Raw genomic sequence first — 16,648 nt, 5'->3', positions numbered from 1 at the left:
GGATAAAATCATATATTATAAAGGTATCTTATTTTTCTATTTTCTTTATTATCTATTTGTATCATTTTTTTACATTCCTATTCATAAAACGAAATGAGGTGGTTTTTTGGCATGAGGGGTTATTCTGTCTAATTCATAATTCAATAAAGAGGGGACTATATATGAAGATAGCGTTTTGGAGCAGTGCTAGGGGGAGCAGCGGTGTGACAAGTAATCTGGCGTGTATCAGTATCGCATCGGCGATGGAGTATTCTTATAAATCAGTACTCATAGAGAATCACTACCAGAAAAATAAGCTAGGTAATATTCTAATGTATCAAAGGGCGAATTATTTAGAAAGGGAAGCAAATTATCAATTCAGTAATTTGGGTATTGATTATATTATGAATCAATTTTCAAAGGGGAATGATGATTATAAGGTTCCAGATAATTCACATGTGCCGGATCAGGAGTCGGCACAGATTATTAAAGAAGCATCCTTAGTAATATTGGATAATTTTTTATATTATATACCTGTAAGTTATCATATTAATCAGGAAACCTTTGATTATAATCTTTACGGCAACATCAAAGAAATTCTAAATGCGGCAGAGGAATTTGCTGATATAACTTATATCGATACGTCCGGTCAAAATAATCTTAGTTCAAAAATTATTCTCGAAGAAGCAGACTTAGTGGTTGTTAATCTGGTTCAAAATTCATTTATGATACAATATTTCTTTGACAATTATTCGTCAATCTTAAACAAGTGTGTATTCTTAATTAGTAATTATAATAAAAATTCAACTTTAAATCTTAATAATATATCCAAAACTCATTCAATAAGCAAGCCTAATATTGCAGCTATTCCTTATAATATAGAATACCAGGAAGCGGTATCACAAGGAACGGTTGTAGAGTTTTTATCGCGCAATTATACCTGTAAGCGGCAAAGCCCCAATTATACATTTATACGGGAAGTTAAAAAGGCTGCAGCGATGATTATCAAAAATGCAGCCAAAATAAGACAGAAGGAGGAGTGCCTGTGAAAAGAAGGCTTAAAAGATCAACGAAACAGCATATTGTCGTTTCTTTTTTATGTATCATAATATTTGGAGGGGTATTTTTAACAGCATACCTTACAGTTATCATCAATATGAAAAAAAATTATGAAACAGAGATAAATGAACTGTCAAATCAGTTGGAAACAAATAAAGTAAAGGTATATGAAGCGGGTAAGAATATTCCGGCGGGGAGTGTAATAACTAAAGATGAACTTATGTTTAAACAGGTTTTATCAGAACAGCCTCAGGATGATTACATAACAGAAAAAGAACTTGGAATGGTTACCTTAATTGATATTAAAACGGGAACCCCCTTATTAAAATCCATGTTAACCAAAAAGCTTTCCGATAATAGTATGAGGGAAGCGGAATTTAATACAATCTATCTGAACAGTAACCTGAAAGAGAATGATTATGTGGATATCCGAATTTTATATCCGAACGGTGAGAATTATATTGTTCTGAGTAAAAAGCAGGTTAAAAATCTATCATTAGAAAAAAACGATTGTTTTATGTGGCTTAATGCAGATGAATTATTAAGGATATCGGGAGCAATAGTTGATTGTTTTTTAAAAGAAGGTTCAAAACTGTATTGTGTAAAGTATATCGAACCTAGAATACAAGAAGCTTCTGTAATCACTTACATACCTAATGCCGATGTAATCCGGCTGATTCAAAAAGACCCCAATGTTGTACAAAAAGCAATGGAGAAATTAAGCTTATCAGTCCGTTCGGAATTAGAAAGCAGGTTGAATCAATTTTATAGTAATTACGGTGGTGAAGTTACTTGGGACCAGTATTATACCAGTCAGATTAATCCCATAAATCAAGCAGACAATACGGAAGATTTATCGGATTCAGATCATATTAATGATACGTACCAGACGGGTAATGATACAAAAGCTGATACGCCAGATGAATATAAGCAAAAGGAAGAAAATAAGGAGGAAATTTATTATGTCGATTAAAGCAAATGTAATCGGTTTTCTAGGTATCGAAACTTATGACATTATATTATATCTTTCTAAAATGCTGTATCATTTAAATAAGAAAGTACTAATTATCGATGATTCAGATACAGAAGCACTAACCTATTGTATATCAATTCCGGCAACTATGAATCCGAAAATCAATAGAATAAATTTCTGTAACATAGATTTTATTAAAGAAAAAAGTGTTTCTGGATATTTGAAAGATTATGATTATATTTTAATTGATTTTGGTTTTAAAACAAATCATAAAGAGATACAAAACTGTTCCTATATCTATCTGGTAACAGACAAACAGCAGCATAATCTTGCAAGAATCCAAAATCTAAAATACAGTCAGGAAGTTTATTTAATTATAAAAGATAGGATTAAAGATAAAAATATTGTATATTTATTAGAAACGATGAAAGCGAAAGGGATTAATATCAAACAGTATTATTGTCTGTATTATGATGACCTGGATAAGGAAAATATGATAGCAATACAGTACAGGAATGATATTTCGTTTAAACATCAATCCGGTCAGTTGAAAGATTTATTAAATGAGTTAATTATAGAAACATTTAATTTCAGTAAAATCGAAGCTGGACAAGCCTATAAAAAGGCGAAAAGAGGTGCATAAATTGAAAATAGCATTTTGGAGCCCTGAAGCCGGGCATTCCGGAACTACAGGAAGCATGCTTGCCATAGCTCTTTTATCGTGTTTGAAATTAAAGAAAAGCGTCTTCTTATTACATAATCAATTTATGGATCGGAGTATGGAAAAAGCTGTTTTTGGCAACGAAACAGCTGATATGTATGAAGATATCGGACTTGATTCTCTGGCAAGAAATATTAAAGTTTCACCATTAACGGAAGATATTATTAACAATTCTTCCATGTCTCTTTACAAAGATATGATTCATATATTACCGGGTACGGCTAAAGAAAACAAAAATTTATTCGAGAAAGATATTTCTATCACTATTCCGTCCATTATAAATGCGGTCAACAGTTTTTATGATCTTACATTTGTAAATCTTGCGGCAGGGGCAGATATAAATTCAAGTAAAATCATGGAGGAAGCAGATTTAATTGTAGTAACCTTTGCGCAGGATAAGAATATGATCGACAAGTATTTTTCAAAATACCATTTACCGGAAGAAAAAACGTTATATCTGATAGGAAAGTATAACTGTAAATCCAGATATAATCTTAAGAATCTGGAAAGGTGTTATCCTAAGTTAAAAAACAAAACAGAAGCTATTCCTTATAATGTTGGGTTTATGGATGCCATGGCAGACGGAAAGGTGATGCAGTTTATAGTGAAAAATCTGGTTAACTGCAAGGGGGATAATAATAAGATTTTTTTCAAAAAGATAAATAAGGCAGTTGATTTGCTTTTTGGTAATGAAAAAGGGGCAGGTGAGATACAGTGATATTTAATTTAATTTTAATCATAATCATCTCAGGGCTTGCTTTGTTTAGATTCTATTTCATAGGAAAAAGAGATAGTTCCGTACCTGCAGAATTAAATGTGGATCCCTACCGTATTCCGTATCTGGTGAATGAAGTCAAAAATACATTTGAGGGTATATTGAATAAGAATATAGCTGATTTAAATCTCAATAAGGCAGAAACTATGAAGCGGGCTAAAATAAAAAGCCTCATCAGAAAAAATTTAAGGAGCTGCAGTTATGGAGATGTAGGAGCAAAAGAGTATGTAAAAGATTACATAAAAGAAATACTTCTAAAAGATTTAGATATTAAGGAGGGAAATATTGACCGGATTATCCCTTTTACCAACCGTAATTTATTAACACTACAGGATAAGTTTGAGATCCTTTTATATATCTTTAAAAAGCAATACGAATATGATGCTTTATCCATGCTGATTAACATGTATCATCTGGCGGATTTAAAAAAAGATGGTGATGAGGGGCATTACGAGATTACAAAAGAGGAAATCGAGGAAATCTACGATCTGGAGTGTCAAAATCTGCTATTTACAGATAAGCTAGAGGTGTTGACTCAGCGGATCTATCAATTATATAAAGGTTTTGGAGTCATTGATGAAATCAGGGATATGAAGATTGATGGGGTTTCCGGCGGTATATCAGGAATACCGTTTGATTTTTATACATATCAGGCAGATAATTTTAACGCCATGGATGGGAAAAACTTAAATGCTTACAATAGTATCTGGATTTTTTATCAGGGAAAAACAACTCATCTTTCATTTTTAGGATTTGGTTCCCAGCACGAATTGATTCGAGTTTGCAGAAACATATACCGTTATGGAAATCCGGGACAGCTTAGTGAGGCAAGAGGTTTTATAGCGAATGATATGAAAGATGGGTCAAGGGTTGTAACTTTTCGGCCGCCGTTTTCCGACCGTTGGGCATTTTTTGTCCGAAAGCATGACAGCATATTGGATATGGATATAAATAATATCATAAAGGATGAGGGACGGGAGACACTGATTGAAATATTAAAGTGGATGGTCAGAGGATGCCTGGTAATTGTTATAACCGGTGAGATGGGAAGCGGCAAAACAACTTTGTTAAAGTTAATGATTCAATATATCCGAAGAAGTTTTACCCTGCGTATTCATGAGCAGATTTTTGAACTTAATTTAAGCAGAGTCTATCCGAAACTTAATATTCTTACCTTGCGGGAAACCGATACAATCTCAGGACAGGACACTTTGGATATTATGAAAAAAACAGATGGAACGGTAATCATTTTGGGTGAGGTGGCATCCCATACAGCCGCAAACTGGCTGGTAGAAACCGCTCAGATTTCAAAAATGACCATGTGCTCGCACCATGCCCAAACAACGGAGGATCTGGTTGATCATCTAAAAATTTCCCAATTAAGAGTAGGAGGTTTCCACAATGAATTTCTTGCGGAAGAACAGGTAGTGAAAGCTGTTAACATTGATATACATATGGAAAACCAGAATGGTCATCGATATATATCCAGAATTACAGAAATAATTCCTATAACGGATAAGGAATATCCGTCCGACCTAAGACCGGCGGCATTGGAATTCTTTAAGAGAAATACGGATCGAAGAGCTTATATTACGAAAGACATCATCCGGTTCGAGAACGGGAAGTATGTTTTAAAAAATAACTTTAGTTCAAGAGCCAATGACCGTATATTGCGAAATTTAGATGATTTAGAACAAGAGGAATATTTACGGTTATTTCAACCAGGTGAACAGGAGGGAATGGTATATGAGTAATCTCCAAATGATACAATTATTATTTTTAATATTGATTGCTGTCTTCTGTATTTTCTCCTTTCTTTTTTTTGTAATACGAAAACGATTGGAGGAAAGACAAAAGTATACAATTTTCATAAATGGACGAAAAAAGAAAGACAGGGATTATATTCGTATCTGGTATGACTTTTTCAAACATTGGGGAATTACGAAAAGTTATTTAAGAAGGTTAACCAGACAATTTGAAATACTAATGCCCGGAGATAATAGAAAAATTGCAGATGCAGTAATGAAAATCCTATTAAAAACCTGGTGTCTGGATTTGATATTAATAATTTTTCTGTTATCCCGGAGTCCGACTTTTTATACAATAGCACTTATTATAGCTTTATTATATATCATTAATAATCAGATGGTTTATTCAGCTGTTGATTGTAATGAGATAAAATTATTAAAACAGTTTGATAAATTACTTGGTGACATCAGACATAATTACCAATCTCACGGTATGATAGATGAAGCGGTATATGATTCCATTGAATCGGCACCTTTGCCTGTAAAATTGCATGCAGATAAAATTTATGAGATTCTGAATTCTGAAGAAATAGAAGAGGAGGTCAGTAAATATAATGAAAATGTACCTAACCGGTTTTTAAAAACTTTTTTATCCCTATGTGTTTTAATGATTACTTTCGGTGATAAAAAGGTGGAAAATCAATCCTTATTTTTAACCAATATTAAGTATTTAAAACAGGAATTAAATATAGAAATATTAAAACGTGTGAAAATAAAACATCTATTCTCAGGATTGATTTTTATAACTGTTATGCCGGTTATGTTTTTAAAAGCTATTGAAAACTGGGCTGTTTTTAGTTTACCGGAAATGAAGAGTTATTATCGAGGTGCATTCGGCATTATTACCATGGTTATGATTATTTTAATAACCATAGCTTCCTATCATCTAATTAACCGGATGAAAGAGAACAGCCAAATAGAAAATAAAAATTATATTATTCTGAGTCATTTTGTTAAGATTCGGCTGGTTAACCGGATCCTAACCAATATAATAAATAAAAACTATGTAAAAACATTAAAAATACAAGATTTAATCAGAAAAACCGGTGAACCTGTCACAATAAAGCAGTTTATCTTAAAAAGATATCTATTTAGTCTATGCGCATTCTTTTGTTGCATCTTCGTTTCTATCAACATTCATCATAATAATAAAATTCAATTGTTAACCAATCTGGATAATATTAATTTTCTCAGTTCATCCATATCCGAAAAACAAATCCACGTGATAAAAGCAGCTATTGTAAAATATGTCAGTCAGTATAAAAAAAAGAAGATTACTCCTGATGAAGTAAAGAATAAATTATTAGCCGAGGGAATGATAAAAAATAAACAGTTAATGACTATGACCATAGAAGAGATAATCAGCAGGGTGAATCATTATCAGAATGAGTATTATCACTGGTATGAACTGCTATTTACTTTATTTGCAGCAGTAGCAGCTTATTATGTACCATTATTAAATTTACTGTTTCTTAAAAAATTAAGGCAAATGAATATGGAAGATGAGGTTATTCAGTTTCATTCCATTATTCTTATGTTAATGCATATTGATAGGATGACGATTGAAACGATTTTAACTTGGCTCGAAAATTTTGCAGTTATTTTTAAAAAATCCATACAGGAATGTATGAACGATTTACAGTCCGGCGATCTAGAAGTACTGGAAGAATTAAAACGGAAAGAACCCTATGAGCCCTTTGTTAAATTGATTGAAAATCTGCAAATCAGTGATCGGATCGGGATTAGTAGAGCTTTTGATGAAATAGCAGTAGAACGAACTCATTATCAGGAAAAAAGGAAGTTGGAGAATGAAATCTATATCAATGATAAATCAATTCTAGGTAAGGTAATCGCATTTACACCTATCGCTATTACAATAGGATTATATCTGATTATTCCATTTATAGTGGAAGGATTAGCCCAGTATACCGGGTATATGCAGCAGATGCAGGGTATATATTAATTTGTGCAGAGCAGGGGATAGTAATAACAGAACTATTTTTTTAAATAATAATTATTATATGTAAGTTAAAGTAAAATCAAAAATTATATAAAAGGAGAAAAATTATGGATAATTCATTAAAAGGGTTAATTTTAGCAGCTGGAGTGATAATCACATGTCTAGTCGTAGGAATAGGATTTTATATTAGCAGAGAGGCAAGTGCCGCGGCAACAAACGGGACAGGTCAAATCAGCAGAATGAATAAAGAGGTAGCTGAGTCAGATAAAGTTATGTATGACGGCTTGGATGTAACCGGGAGTGAAGTTATTAATGCTATAAACAAATATAAAAGTGAAGATATCTCAGTTAAAGTACAAACCAAAAAATCAATTGTTTATTATAACCGCTTATTAACGGATGATGACAAAGAATTAGGAAATGATAGTTCTGCATCCGTAAAAAATACGCAGCAAATTACCAGTGATTATTACATAAACCAGAAAGCACAATTTACCGGTGAGATATTGAGAGATGTGAACGATACCATTATCGGTATTTCATTTGTACAGCAATAAGTATGCAAAACGTAACCAAATTCTTAGAGATGGCAGCTTCTCTTTTGATATTTTGTATTGCGCTAACGTTTCTTCTTTATCAGACCAGACTGCTAAATGATTTTATAATGGCAATAAAAGCGCAGATAAGCAATCAAGATATTTTTTATGAACAGGAGCGGTCACTGGATGAAATACAAGAGGGTAAGGTTTCCTATGCAGAAGTAATTGCAACACTTTTCGGAGATCTTGATTATGATATACAGATTAATAACATGACAATATTAAAGGAGAATTATAACTGTCAGATATTTGATTTTACCACCGTACCTAAAAGGGAATATACAAAATCATATCAATATGATTCTTCCGGAAATATTGTAAAAGTGATTTACAAAAGTTAATAAATGGGACACAATTTTTTGAGTCCCGAAAAAAAAGGAAAGGATAATGAATGAACAAAAAGAGTTTATATAAAGTTTTATCAATAATTATGGTTGTTGCATTGGTTTTACCAGCACTTCCGGCCAAGATTATTAAAGCAGCGGAAAACTCAGGTGAAAATTTAACTGGTGAAGAAACAGTTGTAAGCCCTGCGGCGATAAAGACTATGGCAGAAGACATGAATACAACTTTGAATTTAATGGATGGCATCATTACTGTTACTGACCGGTCTTATGTGCAGAAAACAAGTAGCGGTACGATTATAAGCCAGGGTGATATTACAGGAGAACTTATACTTACGGGTATTCAGCCAAGTGCTTGGGATGTGACCCTTAATGGCAGTAATATTCCAACCATTAGATTTAAAAATGCGTCATTAGAGGGAGCTATTAAAGGTAGTTTTACATGTGCCTTGAATTTAATAATTGAAGGAGAATGCACATTCAATAATATGATTTCTCCTACGAATACCATCCCTAAAATTACTGTAACAGGGGAAGGCGGCAGTTTAATAAAAGGTTATCCTATGATATCTATCTTAGGAATGATTACTGATATAGAGCTATATAACTTAACATTTGATTCCGGTAATAATCAAACTAGCATAAAGTCATCCGGGAATATACTGATAAAAAATTGCAAATCATTGCAAACACCACTATTTACTACAACCAGTAATACCGCAGGAAAGACATTGACCATAGAAGATTGTGATTTTGTGAACTTACAAATGAATCCGTCCGCAGATGTTTTTATGGATAATGTGACCGTTAGGGGTGGTGACGGAACGTTAAGTTTTTATGGAAATGAGACTATTAAAAACAGTACAATTAACCTTTCACGGATTGAATTTAGAGGAACTGCAAATAAAGTAATTGATTCTACAATATATCTTCATTATGCCGGAACTGCTATTTCTTCTTATAATACAGTGTCACTAAAAGGATCTACTATTATAGATTCAAGTACTTCTGCTTATAATTGGTATATATATACCAATTCTAACGTAATAATCGATGATTGCAGTATTATATTAAAAGGAGTAAAAACAAGTACAAATAGATTTTATTCATCTATTACTAAAACTGTAGTCGATCCTATTAACTCAGAAAATAAACCATTATTTCTGAATAAGTTAAAGGTACCTGGTGCATCGGATTCTTTTGTTACTGTCTCGGTAGATGGACAAGATAATGTTAATTTAGGGACGGATACGGATGGTTATTTATATTTATATCTGCCAACCGGAGAGCATACAATTAAAGCCAATGATAAAAACGGGTATGTTTATGAAAAAACCTTTACAGCAATGGAAGCCAGAGAGACTACAAGTAATCCTAATATCATTGGAGAACTGGCACCGGCTAAGCCATCCACTAATATAAAAACACCATACGGAAATAAAGAAATCCAATATTCCTTTGATAATAATAACTGGAATAATGCGGTTACGGATGAGACAGGGTATTTTAAGGCGGTAATTCCGGATAATGCAGTAAGAATTTATATTAAATTAGTTGAAACAGGCGAAAACAAACATGCAATTATTTCAGATGGGATAGTTGGAGAATTTTACGATGATAAACCGATCATCACAGAGCAAAGCAGCTCTAATCTTACTTTTATAAAAGGGCAACAGGGAACAATCTATGTAACTGCCGAACCTTACATAATGGGGGATACCTTAACGTATCAATGGTATAAAGACAATGAAATACTTCCCGGTAAGACTTCCCCGGTTTTGCATCTTATAACTTCACAGGTTTCAGATGCCGGTATCTATACCTGTATTATTACGGAGTCAGATGGAAGGACGATTGCGTCAATTCCGATTACAGTGATAATCGATGAAAGCCAGTTAGAAGTACCAGGAGAATTAACGCTTATCTCTCAATCAACCGGAAAAACATTAATAAAAGGGTATTCAACAGAACTTTATGTCACTGCAAAACCTTCCTTAAGTACCAAAACATTAACCTATCAGTGGTTTAAGGATGGGGAAGAAATAACTGGTGCAACAGAAAGTAAAATATCCTTAAATTCAGTTCAAATCGAGGATTCCGGTACTTTTATCTGCCGGGTATATGAAGATTCGAAGTATATTGATTCTGCCCCTATTCCGGTAATGGTAGAAGAAAATCCTTTGGAAGATGATATTGCAGATTTAACGAAACAAGTGTCCAATCTGACTTCACAGGTGGGAACCTTAACCGGACAACTAAATGCAGCGAATCAGGAAAAGGCAAATTTACAGACTATAGTTAGCGGCCTGGAAAGCCAGATTGTAACTTATACGAATCAAATAAGTGAATTATTGGGAAATATCGCAGACCTGGATCAGCAGTTGGCGGATGCGGAGGGGAATAAAGATGCTCTAAACCAGACAATAATAGTTTTGAATAACCAAATTCATAACTTGAATCAACAGATAACTTCCTTACAAGCAGATCTGGAAACTATCAATGAACAGAAAGAAGTTTTAGAAAATACCATTATAAATTTAAGGAATGACATTGTTAATCTAAACAGCCAGATCACTCTTTTAGAGGGTAAGTTAGCGGACAGCCAGGCAGAAAATACCGAACTGAAGAATCAGGTTTCGGAACTCCATAATACCATCTCCAGGTTAGAAACCGAAGTTACAAACTTTCAGAATGATATGGATTCCCTGACCGAACATAATAATCAGTTAATCAACCAGGTTGAATCTCTTACCAATCAAAATGAGGACCTACAAGATGAAATACAAAGGTTACAAGATCTTCTGGATGCAGCGAACGGTACCATTCATGATTTAACGAAACAGGTAAATGATCTTACCACGGAGGTTAATTTCTTAAAAGAGCAGTTAAATACTGTCAATGGGGATAAAGCAGCCTTACAGGGTACGATTACTAACCTGGAAAATCAGATCACAATATTAAATGGTCAAATTGATGGATTAAATAATCATGTTTCTGAATTAGAGGATGCCCTGGAGCAAGAAGGGGCTGATAAGGATACCTTAAACCAGACTATCATCGAGTTAAACAGCCAGATTACCAATTTAAATCAGACAGTAACCAATCTTCAGAACCAACTTAATTCTGTCACAGAAGAAAGAAACTCTTTGCAGAGTACGGTAACCGAGTTAAATAATCAGATAACCGATTTAAATGAACAAATCACTATCATAACAAATAAGTTAGAGGATAGCGAAGAAGAAAAAACCCAATTAGTGAACCGGGTGACAGAGCTGCAGAATACGGTATCCGGTTTGGAAAATGATATTACCAATCTTCAGGGCGATTTAGAAACTCTGCATAATAGTAATACAGCCCTACAGGGACAGCTTGATACAGCCAATGATACCATAACCTCTTTAAATGCCTTATTCGTTTTAATTAAGGGAGAATTAGGGGTAATTAATAATGAGGATATCATACCGGCCATACGGCAATTAAAAGCGCAGTTACAACAGGAAAAAGATAATAATGAGTTATTACAGAAACAATTGGATGAACTAAACACGGAGCTTAATACAGCCAGGGATAATAATTCGGTACTTATTTCAAAGCTGCAGGAATTAATGAATTTAGTTGGATCGGAGAATCAGGAAGGAATAAAAGAAAAAATCATTAAACTTCAGAACTCATTAAAGGAATCAGAGTCCAGGGTAATTGAACTGGAAAAAGTAAAGAGTGATTTAATGAAAGACCTGCAGGAAGCGGAAAACCTAAATAAATCCTTACAGCAAAAAATCGATGAATTATTACAATTAGGTGGTTCCGATGTAGAGGAAATAAAAAAACAGGTTCTTGCTTTAACAGAGCAGATTAATCGTTTAATCCAGAATAACCAGGAACTGCAGGAATCCATTAATGACTTGAAGTTACAGGTAACGGATTTAAACTCAGAAAAAGCGCAATTAGAGAGTGAAATTGTAAGACTGGAAACGCTCTTAAATACAGCCAACAGTACCATCGATGAATTAAGACAGCAGCTTGCGGACATGGCAGCCGGTAAAACGAATCTGGAAAATGAAAATGCTGCATTAAAACAAGAGATTGGGAACTTAAAACAGCAATTAGAAAACAGTAATGATCATTCCGGTAGTAGTAACGGCGGAAGTTCAAGCAATACAAAAGAAGTGAAAGAGCTGCAGGATAAACTGGATCAGGCTTTATCTGATTTAGAAAATACAAAAAAGGAATTAGAACAGATACAACATAATTCAGGTGTAACGGATGGAACGGAATCAGACAATACAGATAATAGAGGAAATACCGGAAGTACGGAAATAAAAATACCGGAAAATTCGGTGGTCGTGCTACACGCAGAAACAGTCAATGAATCAGTAATAAAAGAATCGGCGGATAAACCAATCAAGAAAGATAAGATAGAAGCAGAAGAAGGGTGGGAGATTGCTCCTACGTTAGTATCAAAATGGGGAAAAGAAATTGACCTGATAGATGTAGTAGGACAGTCCAACAAAAAAGAAAATGTTGATATTTCTTTTTATGCCAGGAAAGAAGACAAACCGGAACAGGTCTATACCGAGACAATGAATGTAGAAAAGCCGGTTGCAATTCCGAACTTCACCATGGACAAGTTGATTTACCTTGGATCAGAGTTTAACTTAAATGTGGCCAATGTCCCCAAAAATGCAATGATAACTTATAAGAGCGCGAATAGCAGCATAGCCAAAATTAATAAAGTCGGTACCATTACACCAGTAAAACCAGGTAAAACTAAAATAACCGGTACCCTAACAAAGGATGGTATCCCATATCAATTTACAATTAATGTAACGGTGAAAGACGGAGAGTACCGAACCCTTAATTTAAAAGATCAGGCAATTCAGATGTCTGCCAATAATCCGGTACTCATGGTATATAAGTTAGTGAATAAAGGTAAGACAACCAAAATTGACTTAAACGGATATGCCGATAATGCTACTGTCACTTATATTAGCTCAGATCGTAGTATCGCAACGGTGAATAAGGATGGAGTCATAAAAGGCAATAAAAAGGGTAACACAACAATTACTGCCACTCTCGCCCAGAATGATACAATCTATATTTATATCATTAAAGTAAGGGTAGATGACGGTACAGAAGATGATTCCATGTGGGATTACCTTACAGCATAATAAGCAAAAAGTTTAAATAATTCCAAAAAGAGGGTTGTCATGAATTCGTTTAGTAAAGTAATAGCTTTCCTAATTGCAGCAATCATAATGTTTATTGGGCCACTATTATATATGGCACAGAAACAGGATACTATTAATCAGAACTATATGTCCAATGAGACAACAAAGCTGGTAGACAGCATAAAAAATACCGCATTCCTAAGTAGGGATATGTATTTGGATTATATTGAAAAAATTGATAATACCAATAATTTATATAAGATTGAGATTGTACATAGTCATAAAGAGGTAGAGCCTCTATATGATGAAAATACAGGTGTATTTTTGAATGATTACGATACTTACTATACCAATACATATCAAGATGAAATATTCGATTCCTTTGATCATGGAGAGGATTATTATTTTAAGCAAGGTGATTTTATATCGGTTACTATAGTGAATCGAACTAAAACACTGGCCACAAAAATTATGGAGTTATTCTATCGTGCTGATATCCCGGATGAACAGATAATAGTTACATACGGAGGTATGATAAGAGATGAAGTTAACTAATCTTGCAATTATTTTTTTCTTCATTGCACTCACTTTAATAACAATACTTGATGTAAGAATGAATAACTTAACTGCCGTGACAAATAAAAAGATGGAATATAATAAGGCATTAGACAGTGCAATTGATGATGGATCAAGTAATTTGGTGGAAGTAGACAGTAAAAGAAATCTGGTACTAAATAAAGAAGCCGCTGTAAATCAGTTCTATGAATCTTTATATGCTAATTTGGGGGTAATAGGAAATGAACGGTTAGAAAATAACTTAAAAGGTTATATTCCAATCATTTTAGTGACTGATACGGATGGTTTTTATATTTATTATACAAATACTTATCAAACAAACGGAGAAATCTTATTAGGGCAAAAATGGAGTGAAAAGATGCCATATGCGCTTGAAAATAACGGCATCATATATAATTTTACCCTTGGTACTTACTTGACTTTATATGATAAATCCACAAATGAAGTTTATACGGGAGAATATGAGGATTTAAAGGCTCAATTCCCATATTCATTATTAGCTGATAGAAATACATTCGATACAGTCCGTAGAAACGCTATCATTGGAGCGATAGAAAAAAGCATGAATTATTATATTAATCAGCGTAATGAAATTGCTTATCAATCCGGTATCACCTATCAGTTTTGGTTACCTCAGATTGATAAAACGGATTGGTACAGAACCATTGATGATATCAGTATATTGGTAATATTTCAAGGTTATCCTTATATTGCTGCAGGATTAGACACCTACAACCGGTATGCATTGAGTGGAGCAAGAATAAAAAAATCAAATATTTATTTTATTACTGCAGGTAATGGTACTAAGTATTATCATAAATCGGCTTGTCCTCATAAAACCAATCCTGGCATTGCTTATTATTCAAGAGAAGAATGTGCCCTTGAGGGTGCTTATCCTTGTCCGGATTGCAATCCATAAAATGTTAATCCAGATATTAAATAACCATTTTTTTATATATAGCTGGAAAGACAGTTAGTTAATAAATTTCGGTAACAAATCTCTGATTTGTTTTACTGATAATACTATTTGATTGATATAATAATAGGAATAAATAGTTATTTAAACCACCTGGAATTTCATGGTATAATGAAAAAAGTAGAAAAAGTAAAGAAAACGAAGCATTGAGAGAGGAAGTTAAGTGGTTCAGTGAATCTTAGATAAACCGATCTTTAGGTAAACCGATTAAAATTACGGAAAATGACAAGAAAAGAAATTATACAGTTGTGGGAAAAGCGGTTTATCAATCAGAAAATTAGCTATGATAAATAATATTAGTATTGGTAGTACCCATAATATTATTAAACCTGAATAATGAGAATAATGAGGAAAATTAATCAACTGAGTAAAAAAATGAGGGATTTTATAGTAGTGTAATAACAGGACTTTTCATTCAGAAAGTACTTGTTCCATATATAAAAAAGGATGTTGATGAAGGGAGTAAACAAAATGAGGGAAAAAACACAAAAAAACAGAGGATTAAGCTTTTTATTAGTATTCGTCATTCTAGCCACAACTATTGTAATTCCAGGTTCGTCCGCAACGGCAGCGACAAGCAGTAAAATTAAACTTTATAACTTTGTAAAATTAACGGTACAAGCTGCCGGCTTAAATGTTGAATCCACATATTTGAATGCAGCATTAAAAGCCGGTATCGTAAAGGATGGTGATTTTACAGATTATAGTAAATACACAACCAGAGCTGATGCCGCAGTAATTTTAAACCGTGCAGATGAATATCTTCATGGAGATACGGTAGATGCCGACTTTCTGGACTTAGTTTTAAAAAACCGTATATCCGATATTTCCAAGATAACTAAGGATAAGAGAGAAGCTATAGCCAAAATATACGCAAAGGGCTTTATGAAAGGTTACAGTAATGGATATTACATAAAAAGCCGTGAATTTAGAGGGAGCGAGTATATGACTATTACCGGGGCAAAAGGTGTTATTGCTATGCTGAAGGACACCAAGAAAAGGGCGAAGTTAAGTCCGGACGGTCAGCTGATACGTACAACGAATTTACCCAAAAATGCAAAGGATTATGAATATATACTTGAAACCTATCCAAATTCTTTTTATGAGATGAAATTTATGTATCAGATGTCAAAGTATTACTATAAACCAGTGGAGTTGGTAGATTATGCAAGCCCTGCAAAGTTTAAGGATATTAATTTTCATGGCGGGGATATGCAGAATGTACTTGACAAGTACCTGAATACCTGGATGGAGAGGGTAGAAACAAACCTGCAGTATCGATTGAATGTAAACTATAAGTCGGTAGATAATGCTTGGATTAATAATTTAAGAAGCACTTATACTCAATACGGAGATGCATACAGTGATAAAAGGATTACTGATGTAATTAAAAAATATGTAGGAGTAGTAAAGAAAAACAAGATTATAATCCAATCCCAAATAATATCAGTGGAACCGTCTACGTTATATAAGAAAGGTGCAGGTTATTACGTAAGAGCTTATGTAAAATTTAAATTAACCTATTCTGGAACAAAAATGACTTCGGATGAATTAATAAGTGGAGATAACGTCTTATTGAATGGATTAAAAAAAAATATCTGGTTTGACGGAGTTTATGATATAAAATTAGGAACTATAAATGGTTCCAGTGATGGTAGTGACTACTATGTAACTGATGCTTCACTTGTTGATTATAATTAAAGCGGAGGA

The 16,648-nt window shown here is 33.5% G+C and carries 12 protein-coding genes; all 12 read left to right on the top strand.

All coding sequences use genetic code 11. The features are described from left to right. Positions 1–161: 161 nt before the first annotated feature. Entirely contained in the window at positions 162–1,028 is an 867-nt protein-coding gene (locus Ana3638_RS20555) for a hypothetical protein (protein ID WP_161839702.1), read from the top strand. Continuing rightward, the gene (locus Ana3638_RS20550; RefSeq protein ID WP_161839701.1) at positions 1,025–2,011 is read left to right on the top strand and encodes a CpaB family protein; all 987 of its coding nucleotides are present in this window, start codon (positions 1,025–1,027) and stop codon (positions 2,009–2,011) included. The genes Ana3638_RS20555 and Ana3638_RS20550 overlap by 4 nt, the downstream gene beginning before the upstream one ends. Then, complete coding sequence (locus Ana3638_RS20545) at positions 2,001–2,654, top strand: hypothetical protein (protein WP_161839700.1); 654 nt, start codon at positions 2,001–2,003, stop codon at positions 2,652–2,654. The genes Ana3638_RS20550 and Ana3638_RS20545 overlap by 11 nt, the downstream gene beginning before the upstream one ends. A 1-nt stretch (position 2,655) precedes the next feature. Further along, positions 2,656–3,450, top strand: coding sequence for a hypothetical protein (locus Ana3638_RS20540; protein WP_161839699.1), 795 nt, complete (start codon positions 2,656–2,658; stop codon positions 3,448–3,450). Then, complete coding sequence (locus Ana3638_RS20535) at positions 3,447–5,261, top strand: ATPase, T2SS/T4P/T4SS family (RefSeq protein ID WP_161839698.1); 1,815 nt, start codon at positions 3,447–3,449, stop codon at positions 5,259–5,261. Before Ana3638_RS20540 ends, Ana3638_RS20535 begins: the two co-directional genes overlap by 4 nt. Next, the gene (locus Ana3638_RS20530; protein ID WP_161839697.1) at positions 5,254–7,278 is read left to right on the top strand and encodes a hypothetical protein; all 2,025 of its coding nucleotides are present in this window, start codon (positions 5,254–5,256) and stop codon (positions 7,276–7,278) included. Before Ana3638_RS20535 ends, Ana3638_RS20530 begins: the two co-directional genes overlap by 8 nt. Before the next feature lie 104 nt (positions 7,279–7,382). Continuing rightward, complete coding sequence (locus tag Ana3638_RS20525) at positions 7,383–7,832, top strand: hypothetical protein (protein WP_161839696.1); 450 nt, start codon at positions 7,383–7,385, stop codon at positions 7,830–7,832. A gap of 2 nt (positions 7,833–7,834) precedes the next feature. Further along, positions 7,835–8,215: a hypothetical protein gene (locus Ana3638_RS20520; protein WP_161839695.1), complete on the top strand. Its 381-nt coding sequence runs from the start codon at positions 7,835–7,837 to the stop codon at positions 8,213–8,215. Between the two features lie 50 nt (positions 8,216–8,265). Further along, positions 8,266–13,386, top strand: a complete 5,121-nt coding sequence (locus Ana3638_RS20515) for an Ig-like domain-containing protein (protein WP_161839694.1) — start codon at positions 8,266–8,268, stop codon at positions 13,384–13,386. A gap of 39 nt (positions 13,387–13,425) precedes the next feature. Beyond that, positions 13,426–13,941, top strand: coding sequence for a hypothetical protein (locus Ana3638_RS20510; RefSeq protein ID WP_161839693.1), 516 nt, complete (start codon positions 13,426–13,428; stop codon positions 13,939–13,941). Further along, a complete protein-coding gene (locus Ana3638_RS20505; protein WP_161839692.1) occupies positions 13,928–14,881 on the top strand; it encodes a hypothetical protein in 954 nt (317 codons plus the stop codon). Before Ana3638_RS20510 ends, Ana3638_RS20505 begins: the two co-directional genes overlap by 14 nt. Positions 14,882–15,409: 528 nt before the next feature. After that, complete coding sequence (locus tag Ana3638_RS20500) at positions 15,410–16,639, top strand: S-layer homology domain-containing protein (protein WP_161839691.1); 1,230 nt, start codon at positions 15,410–15,412, stop codon at positions 16,637–16,639. Positions 16,640–16,648 lie beyond the last annotated feature (9 nt).

It is taken from the genome of Anaerocolumna sedimenticola (genome assembly GCF_009931695.1).
Lineage (GTDB): Bacteria > Bacillota > Clostridia > Lachnospirales > Lachnospiraceae > Anaerocolumna > Anaerocolumna sedimenticola.
The sequence above is the reverse complement of the archived record's forward strand: the minus strand, read 5'-3'. Positions and strand labels throughout refer to the sequence as shown.